At 42.7% G+C, this 18,526-nt stretch carries 20 protein-coding genes; 4 read left to right on the top strand and 16 right to left on the bottom strand.

Going from position 1 to position 18,526, the window contains the following annotated elements:
- The first annotated feature begins 89 nt into the window (after positions 1-89).
- Complete coding sequence (locus tag PNC201_RS10335) at positions 90-977, top strand: NAD(P)-dependent oxidoreductase (RefSeq protein WP_102056992.1); 888 nt, start codon at positions 90-92, stop codon at positions 975-977.
- On the opposite strand, the gene PNC201_RS23670 is transcribed toward PNC201_RS10335, so the two are convergent.
- The 8 genes from PNC201_RS23670 to PNC201_RS10290 form a co-directional block, all read right to left on the bottom strand.
- Positions 899-1,141 (bottom strand): hypothetical protein, encoded by a 243-nt coding sequence (locus PNC201_RS23670; RefSeq protein ID WP_102056991.1) that lies wholly within the window; start codon positions 1,139-1,141, stop codon positions 899-901. The two genes, PNC201_RS10335 and PNC201_RS23670, sit on opposite strands and share 79 nt — an antisense overlap.
- 143 nt (positions 1,142-1,284) lie before the next feature.
- A complete protein-coding gene (locus PNC201_RS10320; RefSeq protein WP_102056990.1) occupies positions 1,285-1,977 on the bottom strand; it encodes a M15 family metallopeptidase in 693 nt (230 codons plus the stop codon).
- Positions 1,970-3,097, bottom strand: a complete 1,128-nt coding sequence (gene dapE, locus PNC201_RS10315; RefSeq protein WP_102056989.1) for a succinyl-diaminopimelate desuccinylase — start codon at positions 3,095-3,097, stop codon at positions 1,970-1,972. The genes PNC201_RS10320 and dapE overlap by 8 nt, the downstream gene beginning before the upstream one ends.
- Positions 3,097-3,444 carry an ArsC family reductase gene (locus PNC201_RS10310; protein ID WP_010605050.1) on the bottom strand — a complete coding sequence of 116 codons (348 nt, stop codon included), beginning with the start codon at positions 3,442-3,444 and terminating at the stop codon, positions 3,097-3,099. The genes dapE and PNC201_RS10310 overlap by 1 nt, the downstream gene beginning before the upstream one ends.
- On the bottom strand, positions 3,441-3,953 hold the full coding sequence (locus PNC201_RS10305; RefSeq protein ID WP_010605049.1) for a PTS glucose transporter subunit IIA: 513 nt from the start codon (positions 3,951-3,953) through the stop codon (positions 3,441-3,443). Before PNC201_RS10305 ends, PNC201_RS10310 begins: the two co-directional genes overlap by 4 nt.
- Complete coding sequence (locus PNC201_RS10300; RefSeq protein WP_010605048.1) at positions 3,950-4,330, bottom strand: ACT domain-containing protein; 381 nt, start codon at positions 4,328-4,330, stop codon at positions 3,950-3,952. The genes PNC201_RS10305 and PNC201_RS10300 overlap by 4 nt, the downstream gene beginning before the upstream one ends.
- Positions 4,331-4,487: 157 nt before the next feature.
- On the bottom strand, positions 4,488-6,635 hold the full coding sequence (gene pta, locus PNC201_RS10295) for a phosphate acetyltransferase (protein ID WP_026001076.1): 2,148 nt from the start codon (positions 6,633-6,635) through the stop codon (positions 4,488-4,490).
- 2 nt (positions 6,636-6,637) lie between these two features.
- Positions 6,638-7,837 (bottom strand): acetate kinase, encoded by a 1,200-nt coding sequence (locus tag PNC201_RS10290; protein ID WP_102056988.1) that lies wholly within the window; start codon positions 7,835-7,837, stop codon positions 6,638-6,640.
- A gap of 152 nt (positions 7,838-7,989) precedes the next feature.
- Between PNC201_RS10290 and yfbV the strand changes: the two genes are divergently transcribed.
- Positions 7,990-8,436, top strand: a complete 447-nt coding sequence (yfbV, locus tag PNC201_RS10285; RefSeq protein ID WP_102056987.1) for a terminus macrodomain insulation protein YfbV — start codon at positions 7,990-7,992, stop codon at positions 8,434-8,436.
- Between the two features lie 67 nt (positions 8,437-8,503).
- Here the strand turns inward: yfbV and rlmA are convergent, their stop codons facing one another.
- The 3 genes from rlmA to xthA form a co-directional block, all read right to left on the bottom strand.
- The gene (gene rlmA, locus PNC201_RS10280; RefSeq protein ID WP_102056986.1) at positions 8,504-9,304 is read right to left on the bottom strand and encodes a 23S rRNA (guanine(745)-N(1))-methyltransferase; all 801 of its coding nucleotides are present in this window, start codon (positions 9,302-9,304) and stop codon (positions 8,504-8,506) included.
- Positions 9,301-9,924 carry an energy-coupling factor ABC transporter permease gene (locus tag PNC201_RS10275; RefSeq protein WP_010605043.1) on the bottom strand — a complete coding sequence of 208 codons (624 nt, stop codon included), beginning with the start codon at positions 9,922-9,924 and terminating at the stop codon, positions 9,301-9,303. The genes rlmA and PNC201_RS10275 overlap by 4 nt, the downstream gene beginning before the upstream one ends.
- 81 nt (positions 9,925-10,005) lie before the next feature.
- Positions 10,006-10,815 (bottom strand): exodeoxyribonuclease III, encoded by an 810-nt coding sequence (xthA, locus tag PNC201_RS10270; protein ID WP_010605042.1) that lies wholly within the window; start codon positions 10,813-10,815, stop codon positions 10,006-10,008.
- 265 nt (positions 10,816-11,080) lie between these two features.
- Between xthA and PNC201_RS10265 the strand changes: the two genes are divergently transcribed.
- Positions 11,081-11,515 carry a hypothetical protein gene (locus PNC201_RS10265; protein WP_010605041.1) on the top strand — a complete coding sequence of 145 codons (435 nt, stop codon included), beginning with the start codon at positions 11,081-11,083 and terminating at the stop codon, positions 11,513-11,515.
- Between the two features lie 39 nt (positions 11,516-11,554).
- Here PNC201_RS10265 and PNC201_RS10260 read toward each other — a convergent pair whose 3' ends face one another.
- Both PNC201_RS10260 and PNC201_RS10255 read right to left on the bottom strand, forming a co-directional pair.
- Positions 11,555-11,839 (bottom strand): hypothetical protein, encoded by a 285-nt coding sequence (locus tag PNC201_RS10260; protein WP_010605040.1) that lies wholly within the window; start codon positions 11,837-11,839, stop codon positions 11,555-11,557.
- A 149-nt stretch (positions 11,840-11,988) separates the two neighbouring features.
- Positions 11,989-12,801 carry a hypothetical protein gene (locus PNC201_RS10255; RefSeq protein WP_102056985.1) on the bottom strand — a complete coding sequence of 271 codons (813 nt, stop codon included), beginning with the start codon at positions 12,799-12,801 and terminating at the stop codon, positions 11,989-11,991.
- A gap of 281 nt (positions 12,802-13,082) precedes the next feature.
- Here PNC201_RS10255 and PNC201_RS10250 point away from each other — a divergent pair, with 281 nt between their 5' ends.
- The gene (locus tag PNC201_RS10250) at positions 13,083-14,318 is read left to right on the top strand and encodes a DEAD/DEAH box helicase (RefSeq protein WP_102056984.1); all 1,236 of its coding nucleotides are present in this window, start codon (positions 13,083-13,085) and stop codon (positions 14,316-14,318) included.
- Between the two features lie 70 nt (positions 14,319-14,388).
- On the opposite strand, the gene PNC201_RS10245 is transcribed toward PNC201_RS10250, so the two are convergent.
- From PNC201_RS10245 to PNC201_RS10235, 3 genes are all read right to left on the bottom strand, one after another.
- The gene (locus PNC201_RS10245) at positions 14,389-14,769 is read right to left on the bottom strand and encodes a diacylglycerol kinase (protein WP_010605037.1); all 381 of its coding nucleotides are present in this window, start codon (positions 14,767-14,769) and stop codon (positions 14,389-14,391) included.
- Positions 14,759-16,402, bottom strand: coding sequence for a phosphoethanolamine transferase (locus PNC201_RS10240; RefSeq protein WP_102056983.1), 1,644 nt, complete (start codon positions 16,400-16,402; stop codon positions 14,759-14,761). Before PNC201_RS10240 ends, PNC201_RS10245 begins: the two co-directional genes overlap by 11 nt.
- Before the next feature lie 75 nt (positions 16,403-16,477).
- Entirely contained in the window at positions 16,478-18,421 is a 1,944-nt protein-coding gene (locus PNC201_RS10235) for an LTA synthase family protein (RefSeq protein WP_233525160.1), read from the bottom strand.
- Between the last annotated feature and the right edge of the window lie 105 nt (positions 18,422-18,526).

Below are 18,526 nucleotides of genomic sequence, written 5' to 3'. Positions count from 1 at the left end.
TCAAAGCGGTTTTTTCATTTGCTATGACAGAGGTGGTCGGGTATAAAAACTCCATTCTTATTAAGATAACAACGAAATAGGACAGAAATATGTCAGTGAAAGTCGCATTTATAGGATTAGGCGTCATGGGGTATCCAATGGCTGGGCATTTGCAAAAGGCGGGTTACCAAGTCACGGTATACAATCGTACCACCAGCAAAGCCGAAAAATGGGCCGCTGAGTATACTGGCAACTTTGCAGTTACACCTAAAGATGCAGCGACTGACTGTGATTTTGTGTTTATGTGTGTTGGCAATGATGACGATTTACGCTCAGTCGTATATGGCGAGAGTGGTGTGTTAGCGGGGGTAAAGCCGGGAGCGGTGATAGTTGACCATACGACAACATCTGCAAAAGTTGCCCGTGAAATAGCGCAAGAAGCCAGAAAATTACAAGTTGAATTCTTAGATGCCCCTGTATCTGGTGGTCAGGCTGGTGCAGAAAATGGCGTGTTAACGGTGATGGTTGGAGGAGGCGAAAGTACGTTTGAAAAAGCACAACCAATCATGGCCGCGTTTGCTCGCTTTAGCCAATTAATTGGAGAAGTGGGGGCTGGGCAGCTTTGTAAAATGGTCAATCAGATTTGTATCGCAGGTGTGGTACAGGGGCTCGCAGAAGGCTTACACTTTGCTAAAAAGGCGGGTCTTGATGGTGAAAAGGTAATTGAAACGATTGCTAAGGGTGCAGCTGGCTCTTGGCAAATGGAGAATCGTTATAAAACCATGTTGGCAGGCGAATATGACTTTGGTTTTGCAGTCGATTGGATGAGAAAAGATTTAGGCATTGCACTAGACGAGTCAAGAAGTAACGGCGCAAATTTGGCGCTTACAGCTTTAGTGGATCAATATTATGCGGATGTTCAAGCGCTTGGCGGCAACCGTTTTGATACCTCAAGTCTACTGGCTAGGCTTGACGCTATCCACGACAAAAACAAATAACCTTTCGTTTCTAGGGCCTGTTGACCTTTGCTGTTTGATTTTTGTTCTTCTGAGTGTGTTTTGGTCGCGACGCTCGACTTGCCGCCTAGTAATCTAGGCAAAAGTTGAGCAACAATGAACAAAGCGCACTCAGATGAACCCAAAGGGCAGCGCTTGATTAGCATTTCTACTGTGTTATAGCCAGACTTACATAGAATGACTATGCTACGCTGGCTCTGCCTTGTATAAATACCAATCAAACTGCTGCAAAAACAAACTTGAAAGATCAACAGGCCCTAGTCTAAGTAACTTAAGCTCGGATCAGTCGTTATGGCTGCGCTACATTGGTGATAAATTGCTGATGTAGTGCGCTGAGATTCGCCAATATTGCGCCTTTACCTTTGATATCGCTGCGTTTCAGCACGGCATCAATCGCATCAACGGACTGCAACGTGGCAAGTTTTGATGCCGTTAGCTGGTGGCTAATATGCCAAGGCTCCGCAGCAACTCCCCCTCGATAGCAATCATAAGGCCGGTAGAAACCAAAAGTTGCTAAATGCGCATCAAGCCACAGTGAAAATTCGTGCTGATGTCCATCTTGCTGGTATTCCCATGGTTCTAGTTGTAGTGATTGTCCTGTCGGTACAAGGTTTTTGGCGAACACATCCAGATCAGTACCCAAATGGTGGCGGCTAGCACTAGGTAGGGCGGAGAACAACATAATTGCTTTTACTTTGTCGATGTCTGAGAGGTTGCTCAGTTCTACCTCTTGGTTAGAGATATCAAAAACAGGACGGCGCATCGCAAACTTGCTATTCCAAATCGCTTTTTGCCTTTCAAACCCTCGATATGCGGACGCCATGTAGAATTCAAAACCTGCCTTTTTTGCAGCTTGTGAGAGGGCGTTGAGATCGGAAACGATTGCGCTATGCACATGGCGGCCATGGTAAAAAACCAGATGTGATTCATTAACGCCACAAGCGCTGCATTCAGCGCTTGTAAGCATATAGCGGCTAGGCAAGTAACTTCTCCAAGATCTTTTCATAGACTAAGGCCAATTGATCTAAGTCTTTGCAACTCACGCATTCATCGACTTGATGGATTGTGGCATTAATTGGACCGAGCTCAATTACTTTACATCCCGTTTGGGCAATAAATCGGCCATCAGATGTGCCACCTGAAGTTTCCGGTGTGGTTTGCATTCCAGTCACTTCTTTGATGGCTGCAATCGTCACATCGAGCAATGGGCCTGGCTCTGTTAAAAACGGTAGCCCATTCAGTATCCAATTAAGCTCATAATCAAGTTGATGCTTGTCTAAAATTGCAATAACACGTTGTTTGAGCTCATCGGCTGTAACTTCAGTGCTAAAGCGAAAGTTAAACTGTACTTGCAAAGAGCCCGGTATCACATTGCCAGCTCCAGTTCCGCCATTGATATTGGAAACTTGGAAGCTTGTTGCGGGGAAAAATGCATTCCCTTGATCCCACTCGGTTTGACTGAGTTCAGCAATCGCCGCCGCAGACAAGTGAATGGGGTTTTTAGCGAGATGAGGGTAGGCTACGTGACCTTGTTTTCCAATCACTTTTAGGTGTCCGGTGAGTGAACCGCGACGACCATTTTTTACTACGTCGCCAAGCTCATGACGTGATGAAGGTTCACCAACCAAGCACATATCAATTTTTTCGTTTCGGGCTTCTAATAAATCTACAACTCGAGTTGTGCCGTTCACGAAAGGACCTTCCTCATCAGAGGTTATCAAAAAAGACAATGACCCTTTGTGGTTGGGGTGTTTTTCGATAAACCTTTCCGTTGCCACGACCATAGCTGCAAGTGAGCCTTTCATGTCAGCGGCTCCGCGGCCATGTAACATGTCATTTTCAATCTCTGCAGCAAATGGCGGGTGCTGCCATTGACTCTCGTCACCAACCGGTACTACATCTGTGTGTCCAGCAAAGCAAAAATGTGGTCCGCTGTCGCCTTTTCGTGCCCACGTGTTGAGCGTATCAACAAAGAAGTGTTCTTCGATGGTAAAGCCAAACTTTGCCAAGCGTTCATTTATTAATTGTTGGCAACCAGCATCATCAGGTGTAACAGAAGCCCTTTGGATCAGAGCTTGAGCGAGCTTAACTACTTCGCTCATTAGGCAAAAATCTCATCATACTGTGCAGCTTTAAAACCCAAGTGATATTGACCTTGGTACTGCAAAATAGGACGTTTTATCATGGCTGGTGTCGCCAAAAGGTGTTGTTTCGCTGACTGCGCATCGAGATTTTGTTTTTGTTCTTCACTAAGAGCTCGGTATGTGGTCCCGCGTTTGTTTAACACGTTTTCCCAGCCAAGTTGGTCAATAAAAGCGGTGAGTAGAGCTTCGTCTAATCCATCTTTGCGGTAGTCGTGAAAGGTGAATTCGATATTGTTGTCTTGAAGATATTTTTTGGCTTTTTTAATGGTATCGCAGTTGCTGATCCCATACATTGTGATTGTCATAAAGCACACGCCCTTGCAATTGTGATTATCGGCTCTTTGGCCGCAGATACTTGTTTTAAAGGATAATAACACGCACCAAGCTTTTGTGCATTGAGTAGCACAATGGCGGCCATGGTTTTTGCTTCACTGAGTGGAATATCAAAAAAGCATAGCGGCTCTCCAAGCTTTACCGTGGTTTTGCCAAAGCTGTTTGCTTTGAGATATTCGGGTTTGGCAAACTCATTGCCGATTTCTAAGCTCAGTAACATTTTTAAGCCGTTATTGGCGTGTAAAATGTATTCGCAGTTATTTTTTCTGATCTGGATTAGTTTTCCGTTACAAGGAGATAGCAGCAAAGGCACGCGCATTTGTACACAAACACCAATCCCTAACATACCTGACGCAATCGCCGCGTTTGGGTGCGCACTTAGCGGTAAGACTTTACCAGAAAAGGGACTTGGAATATGGGCAATAGGGTTTGCGATTTGGGATATTGGCCGATATTGGATTGGTGGTGAGAGTTCAATCAAAGTAATAAATATCCATCTTTTTTAAGTGCTTGCATCGCTTGCTGGATTTGGCTTTCTTTTACCAGAATGTAATCGGTATCGTACGTTGATAACGTAAAAATAGAGACGTTGGACTTTGCTAGCACACCAGAAATATTGGCCATAATTCCCGTAAGCGAAAACCCCAGCGGGCCCACGACTTCCAATGCTCTCCAATGACTTTCAGCCGCGAGGCTACTGACTGCGATATCTGACGCGCAAACTATAGAGAGTTCATCCTCAGTTTTGGCAATAAAAAAGATTTCACTGTTTAACACTGCTTGTGGAACAGCGTCATCGCAATCCAAGCTATGTATCGTAAATTCTTGTTTGAGCAATTGCAGCGTTTGCTTTGACATTACCAACCCTTGTTTTTGGAAAAATACCAATTGGTATAATTCATAGTATAGCGAAGTCAATTTAAAGACCAGAGCGTTCGCCTGAATTCTAGGCAAAAGAAAGGATTAGTGAGATGAAAAAGAAAAGGGCTCATGCATTGAGCCCTTGGTATAAAGATTATTCTTCGATTTGTGTTGCCTGAATAGCAGTCAAGGCAATGGTGTATACTATGTCATCAACCAAAGCCCCGCGGCTTAGGTCGTTAACAGGCTTACGCATACCTTGTAACATAGGTCCGATGCTAACAAGTTCAGCACTTCGCTGCACCGCCTTGTATGTGGTGTTACCTGTATTTAAATCTGGGAAGACAAATACCGTTGCTTTACCAGCGACTTTGCTGTTTGGCGCTTTTTTACGTGCGACATTTTCCATAATGGCGGCATCATATTGCAGCGGCCCGTCAATATCGAGATCAGGGCGTTTCTTTTGTGCGATCTCGGTGGCTTCACGCACTTTTTCTACATCTGCACCTTGTCCAGATGTTCCTGTGCTGTAGCTGATCATGGCAACGCGAGGTTCAATGCCGAATGCTGCAGCGGAATCTGCAGATTGAATTGCGATATCTGCTAACTGTTCTGCCGTTGGATCTGGGTTAATTGCACAGTCACCGTATACTAGCACTTGGTCCGGTAGCAACATGAAAAATACTGAGCTTACCAACGACGCGCCTGGTGCCGTTTTGATTAACTGCAGGGGTGGGCGAATAGTATTGGCGGTGGTATTTACCGCACCAGATACTAAGCCATCAACTTGGCCTTCGGCTAACATCATGGTGCCGAGCACGACGTTATCTTGCAGTTGCTCTGCCGCAACGACCTCGGTTAGGCCTTTGTTTTTACGTAGCTCAACCATAGGCGCAATGTACTTTTGCAGCTCTTCTTCAGGAGATAAGATAGTCACGTTTTCATTAAGCTCAACACCTTGTTGCTGTGCGATACGTTCAATCTCTTCTCTATCTCCAAGCAGTACGGTTTTAGCGATATTTCGCGCACCACAGATAGCAGCCGCTTTAATTGTTCTCGGCTCATTACCTTCAGGCAGCACAATGGTTTTGCTCGCACGCCTAGCTAAATCAGTCAGCAGGTAACGAAACGCAGGAGGGGAGAGTTTGCGGGTTTTTGCTACCCCTTTGGCCAAACTTTCCAGCCACTCGCTATCGATGTGACGGGCGTTGTGCTGCTTTACGCGCTCGATGCGCTGCTCGTCATCGCTGGGTACTTCCATATTGAAATTGTGTAATAGCAAAGAAGTGCGCCAAGTATCAGCCTCAGTAGCAAGGATAGGTAGACCGGTATCCATCGCTTGCTCACATAAGGTCATGATCTTCTCTTCTGGTTTGAATCCACCAGTTAACAAGATAGCGCCAATCTTGGTGCCATTCATGGCCGATAAACACGCAGCGACTAAGATATCTGAACGATCGCCAGGAGTAACTAACAGGGCACCTGGCGTAAAGTGGTTAAGAATGTTCGATACCGTTCTTGCACAAAAAGTAACACGGCGCAGACGACGGTGCTCCATATCACCCGCATTGATGATTTCGGCTTTTAAATAATTGCTTAAGTCGATAACTCGCGGCGCTACTAAGTCAAAGTCCCATGGTATGGCACCTAAAAGTTGAAATGGGTGTTTTCTGAAAATAGGTAGCGATGCCAAACGATTCATCTCGTTTTCAAGTTCTTCTGGTTTGTATTGATCAACCAGATCGGCGCGCGCTCTGCCATCTTCATCCAGCGGTGCATTCACTTTATTGAAAATACACCCCAATACGCGAGGGTGGTTTACACCGCCATAATTGCCAGCAGCAATCTCTAAGCGGTCTTCAAGCTCGTCGATAGAGTCATTACCCGGCGTTAAGACAAACACGATATCTGCACCTAGTGTTTGCGCAATCTCGCGGTTTACACGGCCAGCGTAAGGTTGACGACGGGTAGGAACCATTCCTTCAATGATGGCAACTTCATCGTCTTGTACTGTGCCTTCAAAGCGCTCCACAATTTCTTCTAACAAATCATCGCCTTTACCATCACCTATCATTTGCTCAGCGTAGCTCAGCTCAAACGGCGTGGGTGGGGCAATGGTAGAACCTTGCTGAACGATGAGTGTTGACTTCTCGGGGCCGACTTCATCTTTACGAGGTTGTGCAATTGGCTTGAAGAAGTTTACTTTTACCGCTTTTTGTTCCAGTGCTCGGACTATTCCTACAGACACCGACGTCAAACCAACGCCCGTTGAAATAGGAATAAGCATAATACGACGACCCATCATTACACTCCTTCAGCAAGCGTAGCTGCGTCGTTGGCAATCACCCACTCTTCGTTGGTTGGGATGACTATAGCGACAGGAGAGTGAGACTCATCAGTGATCACACCTTGATTACCAAAGCGTGCGTTGAGGTTACGCGCTTTATTGATATGCATGCCAAGGAAGTTAAGCTGGTTCACTACTTTTTCACGGATAACATCAGAGTTCTCGCCAATTCCACCGGTAAATACAAGTGCATCTAAACCGTTTAGTGGTACCAAGAAGCTAGCAATTTGTTTGGCTAAACGATAACAGAAAATATCAAGCGCCAGTGTTGCTTGAGGGTGGTTTTCCTGCGCTGCTTCTTCAATCGTTCGGCAATCGTTAGAAAGCTCACTAATACCTAAAAGGCCACTTTGTTTATTCAACAAGGTGTCAATTTGCTGTGTTGAATAGTTAAGGTGATTAACTAAAAACGAGAATAAGCCCGGATCAATATCACCACTTCGGGTGCCCATCACTAGACCCTCTAATGGAGTTAAGCCCATGCTGGTGTCCACCGATTTACCGTCTTTAATCGCGGTAACGGAACAACCATTGCCTAAGTGTGCGGTAATAATACGCGATGGTTTACCTTTTAGGCCTAAAATCTCGATGGCCTGCGCCGATACATAAGCATGGCTGGTACCGTGGAAACCGTAACGTCTAACACCATGCTCACGATATAGCGAATAAGGTAGGGCATAAAGGTACGCTGTTTGATCCATACTTTGATGGAAAGCCGTATCAAAGACAGCAATTTGCGGTAAATGTGCAAATGCGGCTTGAGCTGCGCGGATCCCAAGTAGGTTAGCTGGATTATGTAAAGGCGCCAGGCTAGCCGTTTCTTGGATAGCTGTGAGAACGGAGTCATCGATAATGACAGATTGTGTAAAGCGCTCACCGCCGTGTACAACGCGGTGGCCGACAGCGACAAGATTTGCGTCTAACGCGAGATCTTTGATGAGTTTTACAAGCGTTGTGATCGCAACTTGGTGCGCATCACCACTATTGAGGGGCACGATTTCCTTGTTGCCTTGGAACTTATATTTAATTTGTGGTGATTGTTCAGCTAGGCGTTCAGCCAGACCTGATAATATCTCCTCTCCCGTTGCGTTATCGATGATTGCAAACTTAAGACTGGAGCTTCCACAATTAAGAACCAAAACATGCTGAGATGACATAATGACTTTCCGTTTTGACAATAACAGTTATTGCGTATTAAGCTTAAAGCTATAGCGCATATAAGCTACGCATTTAGACTAAGGTATAGTTGACAGTAAAGACGTCGATTTTACCTCATTTTTTATATAAAAGTTAGCACCTAGGAGTTATGATGCAAAAAAGTCTTATTTCGCAAGTGCAACTTGGACGTCAATACTCGAAAGAGTGGCCTATGCGCAAGGAATTAGCACCGTTGTTCCCCGAATTTAGGGTGATCAAGGCGACAGAACTTGCTTTAAATACAATGCCTATGCTGGCGGTGTTTACTCTGTTTTTGCAGACCAGCCAATTGGGTTTTCAATATCTGCCGCAAGCCATTGCGATTGCTTTATTCTTTTTATCGCTTCCTGTCCAAGGGTTATTATGGCTTGGTAAAAGAGCTGAAACGCCGTTAAATCCGACTTTGTATTCTTGGTATACAGAACTGCATCAAAAGATGGTTGCCAATGGCTACGATGCACCCCTGTCCTCAAGAAAGCCTAGATATAGAGACTTAGCGCGATTGCTAAAAGATATGTTCGATAAAATGGACAAAGCGTTTACGCAAGAAAATCTGTAGTTTCTGTTTGCCTGCCTACCAAGCAAGTAGGCAGCGATTTGCTCATAATGGGTGATCTGATGTTGGGTTACATGCGCTGATATTGGTTTATCAAAAACGAGAGCGTGATTTCGATATGGTCCATCTTTTGTAATCTGTCCATGTGTTGTTGCTTAAATTTCCATGCAAATGGCGTCATCATGATTAAGTGTTCAACACACTCAAATTCCATTCTGTGTGTTTGTTGTAATTTAGTCCGTTCAACCAACTCAAACCCTTGTGGTGTTTCTGGTGCCTTGTGTAGCTTTACATTGTCATAAATCAGAGACTTGAGTTCGAATAGATGGTGCTCGCCGGGTGAGACGACATACAAACTGCCTGATGGTTTGCATAGACGGGCGAGTTCTTCGGCGAACACTGGCGCAAAAATGCTCACAATCACATCTGCAAATTCATTTTCAAAAGGAGCCTCTTTGATGGAGGCTACGCTAAATTCTACTTGAGGATAGCGTTTAGCGGCATAGCGGACAGCAGGTTTTGCGATATCGACCCCGTAGACTTTGGCATTCTCGCAGCGATTTGCGATTTCATGGGTGTAAAAGCCTTCACCACACCCTAAGTCCAGCAGGGTAGCCGGCGCTTTTTCAGAGACGATTTGTGCAAGCCTATCACGTAGAAAATGATAATGATCGGTTTCGAAGAATGCCCGACGCGCCGCAACCATTTCTTGGTTGTCGCCCGGCTGTTTTGATTTTTTATTTTGCACGGGTAGTAAGTTGACATAGCCTTCTTTGGCAATATCAAATTGATGATTATTATTGCAGCTGTAGCTTGCACCACCTTGATATAAAGGCAGTTTACACAGTGGACAGCGGTAGTGGGAGATCATTTGTCTAAGTATTCCCTATCAAAAAAAGTTTTTACCCAATGTGGGCGATATGTAATGAGTAAGGTGATGGCCATGCCGTTTAACATGGCTTCTGGGAACCACATTATGACGGCAAAATGGAGATAATTGTCTGCCAACTGATACCAAGTATAGGCATCGATTGCATAATAATAGAATGCGCTTAGAAGTATCTTTAAACAGCCCACCGTACCTGCGAAAATAAATGCACAAACAAAAATATAAACGAAAAAGTGCCGCGGTAAATGATGATAGCAAAGGGCAAAAAGTCCATAGCTTAAGTAGACAGGTATCAGTGCAGTAAACAGCCAAAAATTACCAAACTCCACCAAGGTAAAAGCACTAAAGTAACTATGGACGAGGCAGGCCAAAGTTGCACTCAACGCACCCAGTCGCCAACCTAAAATTAACGTTACTGCTGTTATTCCAAGAATATGAATGTTCAGCTCAGGTAAAATGCCTGCTTTTATTTGCCACAGTAACGTGAGGATAACCGCACAACTTAATACGCCGGTTTGTCTGGCTGGTACTTGTAGTAATTGCAGGTATTCTTTGCGATGAAAACTGAGTAAAAATAACCCAAGGGCAGCGATAAACGTCACGTTTCTATCCAGTTTTTAAAATTGGTGATTTTGCTCTATGCCGAGCACTGTATTTACAGTCTCGGCGGAAAAAGCAGATGATTAAATGTCGAAAGTTGCCCAAATTGGTGCGTGATCAGAGGGCTTATCAATTCCTCTCAATTCGTAATCTATGTCACTTTCAATACATTTCGCAGTTAATGGAGCGGTTGCTAAAACCACATCTATGCGCAGACCTCGGTTATCATCAAACCCTTTTGAGCGGTAGTCAAACCACGAATACTTTTCGGTTGCATCAGGTGTCAGCACTCTAAATGTATCTTTAAAGCCCCAATCTAGCAGTGTTTTTAACCACTCGCGCTCTTCTGGTTGGAACGAGCACTTACCCGTCTTTAACCAACGCTTGCGGTTTTGCTCACCAATACCAATATCCGCATCCAATGGAGAAATATTAATATCGCCCATGACTACAAGGTTAGATTGAGGATCGGCAAAATCATTTAAGTGGGTCATGAGATCTGCATAAAATTGTCTTTTATACGGAAATTTTGTTTCATGGCTGATGTTATCACCTTGAGGGAAGTAACCATTCATAACGGTAACTTCGTTACCTGAATCACTTTCAAACGTACCGCTGATCATGCGACGTTGTGATTCATCAGTATCCGTAGCGAAGCCTTTTTGGATAGCTTTTGCAGGTTTCTTGGAGAGTAGTGCCACACCGTAATGCGCCTTTTGACCATGGAAGTAAACATGGTAGCCAAGTGCTTCTACATCGTCGATAGGAAAAGCTTCGTCATGGACTTTAATTTCTTGCAGTCCAATGACATCAGGTTGGTGTTTTTCAATCAATGCCTGTAATTGATGTAGTCTAGCTCTGAGGCCGTTTATATTAAACGAAACAATTTTCATAGCGCTCTCTTTAGATTCTTGCTGTTATTTGGCAAAGTTTATCACTTAAAAACGAGAGGGTCAGCGCTTGGGTGAAATTACTTATTTAGTCAGCTGACAAGCATGTTGGCAGTTGTTAAATTTTGCACAAGTTTAGCGAGAGGATAACGAGGATTTTAGCTTAGTGTAAATAGATCATTAAATAACCAAAATTGCATGATTTAGCTGTTTACTTATTCGTCGTTGTAATTATAATCCGCGCCGAATCGTTCAATCGGGGTATATTATGCTTAAATCTCTCTCTTTCTTTGGTCTTGTTTCTTTGGTTTCTACAACAGCTTTCGCTTCACAGGTTGAGTTCACTCAAGCTGACGCATCACCAGCGACAAAAGTATGTGCTGTTGCAGCAGAGCAAGGTTTCAGTGCAGCACGTAAAGAAGCTGCATCACTAGGCCTATTTATTTCTCGCTTCTCACCAAGCATCCACTGTAATGGTGAAGATATTCGTGAGTTTGCAAAAGCAGCGAAGCGCTCGCAAAAGCAAGAAAAGAAAGTGGAGCTAATTGCTGAAAAGTCAGATACAGCAACTGAGTTATGCTTAGATGCAGTACGTCACGGCGTTAATCACCTACGTTTGAATAACCAACAGGTTCGCAACTTACGTTGTAACGATATGCCTGTTAAGCAATTTGTAAGAGAATTCAGAAACGCAGCAATTTAATCAAGTTGATGTGAATAGAAGGGGCGTTAAGCCCCTTTTTTATTGGTTGTTATTTAGTTTTGCATCACGGTATTTGATGTAACAAACTAAAGCTGCCAAGCCCGCAACAGGGACCGTAATCATACTTACCCAACCACCTGTGTATAAAATTGCTAGTGGCATACCAAAATCATAGCCGGCGACAATACAATCTGAGCTAGCACTTTCTGCAACATGGCAGTGAAGAATTTCAGCGATAAGCTCCGCAAGAAGTAAACCAAGCAAAGGTGTAAAGGCTATTAAGCAAAGACCTATCGTTAATAGCTTCAATCTTTGTCGTGACATGAACATTTCCTTATTAGTCATTTCAGGTGATTGTGCCCCCGATAGATTAACCTAGGCTGATAATACCGATTTCACTTAGTCATGCTCAATGCCTATATGGATGTAGTGATCTCGCTTGCAAAACAGCATACCAGCCAAAAATTATTATTTTAACGTAATGAGGGTGGTGGAGTTGTACAGTCAGGAGAAAACCAAAAGTCGTCTGAGGCTGAAGTCCATTCGTCACCACATACACCTAGTTGCTCACCTTCAACATCGGCACAGGCATCGTGATTCAAGCAATCTTGGGTATATTGACCATCACCAAACATTGGACAACCCGCACCACATCTAGCTGCACAAAAGCCATGACCACCGACGATATAATTTTTTGTCTTTACAGACGAGTTGGTAATATCCCAAACAGCAGTCTTTGATTTACCCATATACGCACAGAGATCAGTCCAATCTTGTGCACTGATTTTGCTCTCTATTTGCTGATCAATTGCTTCACCTAATGGATAGGTAGATAAAAATTCGAAGAATTTTAAGAGTGCAAGTTTCGACTCCTTATCTAGAGTTGATTGGCTTTTCATAATCAAACCACTATTAAGCTCTACGTCGTGTAGCATATTCTTTATGTCGGCACGAAGTGCTGGGGTATTAATAAGAGGTTTATTATTGATATCAGTACCAGTTATCTTAACTTGTTTTTTAACTTGATTGAGTAACAAAGCATAGTGATTGCCCTGATATTTGATAGATGCGGAAATAGTATCAAGCAAGTCATTGGATACTGAAAACTCGATTGGAGAATGCATCCCTTTCTGATCAAACGACTCTGTTTTAACGCTATGTTGAGCCTGGATAACTCCTTTAATCCCGTTTTCAGTGAGATAAATTGTAGTATTATCATTCATAGCAAAGGTAAAACTAGAGAACAAAAATGCTGCCATAATGACAGTTGAAAACAGATATTTCATATTAAATCCTTTTTTAAATTAATAATCGTAATATTTAAGCAGGAGAACCTTTAGTTAACCTGGTTTACAATTTTGTTTCAATTTGGGTGTTTGTCAAGTCTGAGCTATAAATAGTTTTGTTCTTTTTTATCTAATAATGAGTTGTTTGCTTTAATTAGATTCTTAAAATAGTATCAGTTAATTACCTTTACTTGTTTAGCTTAATAAAACTATCTCCCAGTTTTTTCCTTACAATCCTTTGCTATAATCCGCTCAATTTTGGTAATAGACACTGATCTCCAATGACATTTAGCGAGTTACAACTTCACCCTGAACTACTAAGCGCAATTACTGAGCTTGGGTTTGAGTCACCCACACCAATTCAAGAAAAGAGTATTCCACTTCTGCTCAGTGGTTGTGATTTAATTGCAAGTGCCCAAACTGGAACCGGTAAGACTGCCGCCTTCATGCTGCCGATTTTGCACTCCATGCTGATAGGCGCCACGCAAGGTGAGAAATCGGTTAGGGCATTGATATTAACGCCGACTCGTGAGCTGGCACAGCAGGTTGCAGAGCATACTGAAAAGTTAGTGATGAACACTAACTTAAATGTCGTGTGCTTATATGGCGGTGCAAATATTGGCCCGCAAGAAAAGCGCTTAAGAGCGGGTGTAGACGTAGTGGTTGCGACACCTGGGCGTTTACTTGACCACCTAATCAAAGGCACATTAACACTCAAAAATATTCAACACTTGGTCTTCGATGAAGCAGATCGCATGTTAGATATGGGGTTTATGGGGGAAATTAAGCGGATCATGCGCACTATGCCGCTTAAGCGTCAAACGTTGCTATTTTCAGCTACGGTTGACGATGCTGTGTTATCCCAAGTAAAGCCTTGGTTGAACGACCCTAAGCGAGTAGGTGTTGAATCCCAGAACAGCACCGCAAGTACAGTTACGCAAACGTTCTATTCGGTAGACGAAGACCGCAAACGTGAATTGATCTCCCACTTGATTGGCAAAAATAATTGGCATCAGGTACTGGTGTTTACTCGCACAAAAAATAGTGCTGATAGCTACGCAAAAGAATTGAATAAGGATGGCCTTAAAACCGCAGCGATCCACGGTGATAAGTCTCAAGGCGCGCGTGACAAAGCGCTATCTCAATTCAAATCAGGTGAAATTCGCGTCTTGGTCGCAACGGATGTAGCAGCTCGTGGCATTGACATTAACTCGCTAAACTATGTCTTCAATGCTGAGTTACCCTATGTTGCTGAAGACTATGTGCACCGTATCGGCCGTAGTGGTCGTGCTGGACAAAACGGCCAAGCCATTTCGCTTGTGAGTATTGATGAGCAGTGGCTACTAGAAGAAATAGAAATTTTCTTAGATGAGCGATTTGCGCCGCAATGGCTGCCAGGCTATGAACCTGATTTAACCAAAGAGCCTAAAGACACTCGCCGTAATTCTGGTAAATCTAAGAAGCAAAGAGACAAAAAGCGTATTTTAGGAACAAGAACCAAACGTAAAAGGAAGTAATGGGTTAGCGCCAAAGCTTATGTTTGGCTTCTCTCATCCAAACATAAGCTTTATTATTGGCCATTATTTGCTAGTAGAGGTTTTGATATAAACAGCTGCCCCAGATGCAGATAAAAACGATAAGTGCGATCAATACGCCTGCAGAGCCCAAGTCCTTGGCAAGCCCCGACAGTGGATGGATTTCTAAACCGACTCTATCAATTGTTGCTTCAATAGCGGTATTCACTATCTCAGCAAACATCACAAACAGCGTTGCACAAAACAACATAACGCGCTCATAGAGTGAAAGTTCAAGTGTAAACAGCAAAATGATAGTAACCAGCAGTAGAATAAGCTCTTGCCGAAAGGCGGATTCATTTTTTGTGAGCCAATTAAACGCTCTAAATGAGTGTCCAAGCGCCAGCAATAGTCGTTTTGCTCCAGTTGGCTTATTGGTGTTATCAAAATGCATTAGTTTCTCCATTAGTTGCGAGTAATTGAGTTCGACAGGTTGCGAATATGTCATTTTTGGACTGATAGGTTTTCGAATTAACTTGGGTTAAGCCAAGTAACGTATCGTAGATATTGTCATGAGAAAGGGGTTGCTGTTTTACGATGTCAATGCAACCACTGTAGCTTTTATTTGTTAGGCGATTACTCCAATAAATCATCGGGATCTGGGTTTGCTCTTTAGGTGCTAGACGATATGGAAAGCCATGTAAATATAATCCGGTTTCACCGAGTGATTCGCCATGATCGGAAACATAGAGCATGTTGACTGTTTCTGCGTCTAATGAAGACAGTTGTGTAATGATTTTGTGCAACACTAAATCTGTGTAAGCGATGGTATTGTCATAGGTGTTCACTAATTCTTGAGGCGTACAATTTTGGATATCGCTACGCTGGCAATCTGGGAGGAATTTTTGCTGCGTTTTAGGGTAGCGGCGGTAATAAGTTGGGCCATGCGAGCCAATCATATGTAAGACAACAACAATATTGCTTGTTTGCGCGTTGTTTATGGTAGTCATAAGTGATGGGATTAGTACCTCATCAAAGCAATACTTACCGTCGCACAGCGGGTTATCCTTGTTAGTATCAATCCGATAATTCTCAACCCGATTACATACACCTTTACAACTACTATTATTGTCTATCCAAAACACTTCGGCGCCAGCCCTGTGGATCACATCAAGCACGTTATCTTGGCTCTGAGCAAGACGGCTATTGTAATGTGCTCTATCTAGCCGTGAAAACATACAGGGTACTGAAATTGCTGTCGCTGTGCCACAAGATGACATGTTACTGAAATATTTGATGCCGTCCTGTTTAGTGTATTCGTTAGTATCTATTTTATAGCCTCCATATGAAAAGTTGCTTGCACGTGCAGTTTCACCAACAACGACAACGGTAATATTAGCACCTGACTTGGAAGCTAAAGCAGGTGTTTTATCTAGTAATCGAAATGGTAATGGAGGATAAAAATAGTTATCTCTCAGGTATTTATATCCTGCAATATAAAATGAAAATGGCGTGATATAGCTTGCGACTTCTTTATTGTTTCTACCAATGGAAGCATAGTTTTGATAAAAGCTAAATGCTATCAAAGAGATGAAGGTTATTGAAACAAAATTAATGAGAATAAAGGATTTTAGTCTTTGCTTTAGTGGCTGCCTGATTTTGTTTTTTGTCATTAAATAAGCAGGAATTAAACCCAAAGTTAGTACGAAAAGAACTAGATTTATATTTAAATATGAAAATGCTTCACCTGTGTCTGTTTCAATAACGTTTTGCATCATGTTTTTATCAAATATGACGCCGTAGTTTATTGATGCGTATAGCAACACACTAGATAACACAATGGTAAAGAATAGAAAAGGCCGTACGAAGGTGATTAAAGAAAGCCAACTAAATAGTAACAGTGTCAGGAAAAATAAAAGAATAGGGACAGACGCTAAAAATAGCCAATCGGACCACTCCTGTATTGTAGCAACATTAAAGGCTTTGATAAAAAATAGGCTATTAAAAGCAAAGGTACAATAAAGGGTGGCGAGAACCATCAGGCTGGTATAGCCTGATGGGGAGATATGTTTTAAAAATTTAAACATATCCAACTCCTGACGAGAAAATAAAAACTAAGTTATCTTTATTTTCTATAGAAATACTTAAGAGAACCTTATGCTTTACTCTTTTAATCGATAAATTTGCTCCTGATAGGCCAAATTACTAAATAATACATGAGATAGTGCTTTTTCTTTCAAATCAATGGTGTGCGTTGTATTCAGCAATGGTTTTTGCATCTTAGTCGCCGTGTCATATTGCCAATAACTCACTTTGTTGCCTGGCATCAAAATGGCGGCTTTGTCATCTTCAATGTAGGCAAAATTATCGTAATATTGCATCATCGCTCTTTGCACTGGATATTGTTTGGTTAAGTCAAAACCAAGCATAGGCGTTGGGCGTTCAACCCCTATTAAAGAAAGCAAAGTGACAGGTAAATCAATTTGACTGACCAATCTTTTATCTTGTTTCTGATTAAAGTCTGAATTCAAAATAACGGCTGGAATATGAAAAGACTTAATAGGGACGGGCTCGGATCCATACACCCTGACATCATGATCTGCAACGACTAAAAAGATAGTATCCTGCCAATAACGACTTCGCTTGGCCTTATCAATAAACTTTCCGAGTGCATAGTCGGCGTACTTGATAGCGAGATCTCGCGCAGGTTTATCACTTTTATGATTTGTTGGTAACATTACTTTTCCGTCAGGAATTTCAAACGGGTCGTGATTGCTAGATGTAAAGATCAAATTAAAAAATGGCTTTTCTTCTTCACTCAGCTGAGTTAGTTCTTTATCCGCTTGATTAAACAGATCTTCGTCGCTGGCGCCCCAAGACGCAACAAATTCCGGGCTTTCAATATCATCAAAGTCAACGATACGTTGAAAGCCATTTCCTAAGAAGAAGCTTTTCATGTTATCGAAGTGGCTTTCGCCACCGTAAATAAACTGTGTGGTATAGTTTTCTTTGGCTAAAATATCTGCCAACGTACAAAACTGTTGCTGAGACTTTGAAAGCTTAACGACGGAGCGTGACGGTGAAGGTATAAAGCCGGTGATCACGGCTTCAATTCCGCGGACCGATCGGGTGCCCGTTGCGTAGAGGTTCTCCAGCCCCCAGCCTTCTTGATACAGTTTATCTAACTCTGGGGTTAGATTTGCTCCCCCTAGCGAGCTGACAAAACGCGCGCCTAAGCTTTCCTCTAAGATAATTACTAAGTTTTTCTTTTTGCCCTGATGATATGCCGGATTAGTGGCTAGGGTAGGAAGTGTATTTGAGATAAAACCTTGTTTGTAACTTGCTCTTCTTACTGTATTAAAAACCTTTTCTTTGGATAGCGAACCATAAAGCGCACTGGCACTTTTTTCGCTGCCCATATTTTTTGCTGCGAACGCAACACTATAGGCTGAGTTGATGGTCAGCGAATTAACCAATGCATCTTGTGAGAAATAGACGGTAGCAGGGTTAAGTGGTCTATGACCCAGAGTGCCTCTTGCTAACAGCGCTAAACAGATAAGACTACAAAAAGTAGAGATAGCCATATTCCGCTTTGATGGCACATCGTTGTCAATGCGAGGAAAATATCTCAAGGTGGTTATTAAAGCTAAAGCACATAAAAGTAGGGTCAATATCACTGTGACCAAGTGACCACTCAACAACATTGAAATGACTTCTTTGGGGTAAATTAGATACTCAATAAATAAACGGTTCGGTCTGATGTCGTATTGCAAAATAAATGCAGGAGTTGCAGCTTCGAGTAGTAGGACAAATGCAATACCCAACGCAATATACCCCGTTACTAGCGCCGTAAGTAAAGGCTTCAATGGTTTAGGCATAAAATAGTGTGTGACCATTAATAATAAGAGCGGTATCGCGAGATAAGCGGTAGTACTCAAATCAACTCGCAAGCCTGATATCACAAAGGTCAAAGGATCAGAGCCTGCCATTCTCTCTAACATCCAAGCTGATAGTCCTAAACGGCTAAGCGTCAAAATCACCAACAAGGACAAGAAAAACACCATGAAAGGTTGTGCATAAGGAGTTGAAAAGTGTACTTTGTTCATAGAATGTTAAGAATAGTTGCATTTATCACAAGACTATCCGACGAAACTTAAGAAAAGCTTAGGAAATCCTTCGGAATTGATGAAAGTTGAAGTTCTCTTTAGCGA

The organism is Pseudoalteromonas sp. NC201, assembly GCF_002850255.1.
Classification (GTDB): Bacteria; Pseudomonadota; Gammaproteobacteria; order Enterobacterales; family Alteromonadaceae; genus Pseudoalteromonas.
This window is presented reverse-complemented; position numbering and strand designations above follow the sequence as displayed.

Coding starts and splice junctions, on each gene's coding strand:
- PNC201_RS10335 (WP_102056992.1), top strand. CDS start 90: ATGTCAGTGAAAGTCGCATTTATAGGATTAGGCGTCATGGGGTATCCA.
- PNC201_RS23670 (WP_102056991.1), bottom strand. CDS start 1,141: ATGCTAATCAAGCGCTGCCCTTTGGGTTCATCTGAGTGCGCTTTGTTC.
- dapE (WP_102056989.1), bottom strand. CDS start 3,097: ATGAGCGAAGTAGTTAAGCTCGCTCAAGCTCTGATCCAAAGGGCTTCT.
- PNC201_RS10310 (WP_010605050.1), bottom strand. CDS start 3,444: ATGACAATCACAATGTATGGGATCAGCAACTGCGATACCATTAAAAAA.
- PNC201_RS10300 (WP_010605048.1), bottom strand. CDS start 4,330: ATGTCAAAGCAAACGCTGCAATTGCTCAAACAAGAATTTACGATACAT.
- pta (WP_026001076.1), bottom strand. CDS start 6,635: ATGGGTCGTCGTATTATGCTTATTCCTATTTCAACGGGCGTTGGTTTG.
- PNC201_RS10290 (WP_102056988.1), bottom strand. CDS start 7,837: ATGTCATCTCAGCATGTTTTGGTTCTTAATTGTGGAAGCTCCAGTCTT.
- yfbV (WP_102056987.1), top strand. CDS start 7,990: ATGCAAAAAAGTCTTATTTCGCAAGTGCAACTTGGACGTCAATACTCG.
- rlmA (WP_102056986.1), bottom strand. CDS start 9,304: ATGATCTCCCACTACCGCTGTCCACTGTGTAAACTGCCTTTATATCAA.
- xthA (WP_010605042.1), bottom strand. CDS start 10,815: ATGAAAATTGTTTCGTTTAATATAAACGGCCTCAGAGCTAGACTACAT.
- PNC201_RS10265 (WP_010605041.1), top strand. CDS start 11,081: ATGCTTAAATCTCTCTCTTTCTTTGGTCTTGTTTCTTTGGTTTCTACA.
- PNC201_RS10260 (WP_010605040.1), bottom strand. CDS start 11,839: ATGTCACGACAAAGATTGAAGCTATTAACGATAGGTCTTTGCTTAATA.
- PNC201_RS10255 (WP_102056985.1), bottom strand. CDS start 12,801: ATGAAATATCTGTTTTCAACTGTCATTATGGCAGCATTTTTGTTCTCT.
- PNC201_RS10250 (WP_102056984.1), top strand. CDS start 13,083: ATGACATTTAGCGAGTTACAACTTCACCCTGAACTACTAAGCGCAATT.
- PNC201_RS10245 (WP_010605037.1), bottom strand. CDS start 14,769: ATGCATTTTGATAACACCAATAAGCCAACTGGAGCAAAACGACTATTG.
- PNC201_RS10240 (WP_102056983.1), bottom strand. CDS start 16,402: ATGTTTAAATTTTTAAAACATATCTCCCCATCAGGCTATACCAGCCTG.
- PNC201_RS10235 (WP_233525160.1), bottom strand. CDS start 18,421: ATGAACAAAGTACACTTTTCAACTCCTTATGCACAACCTTTCATGGTG.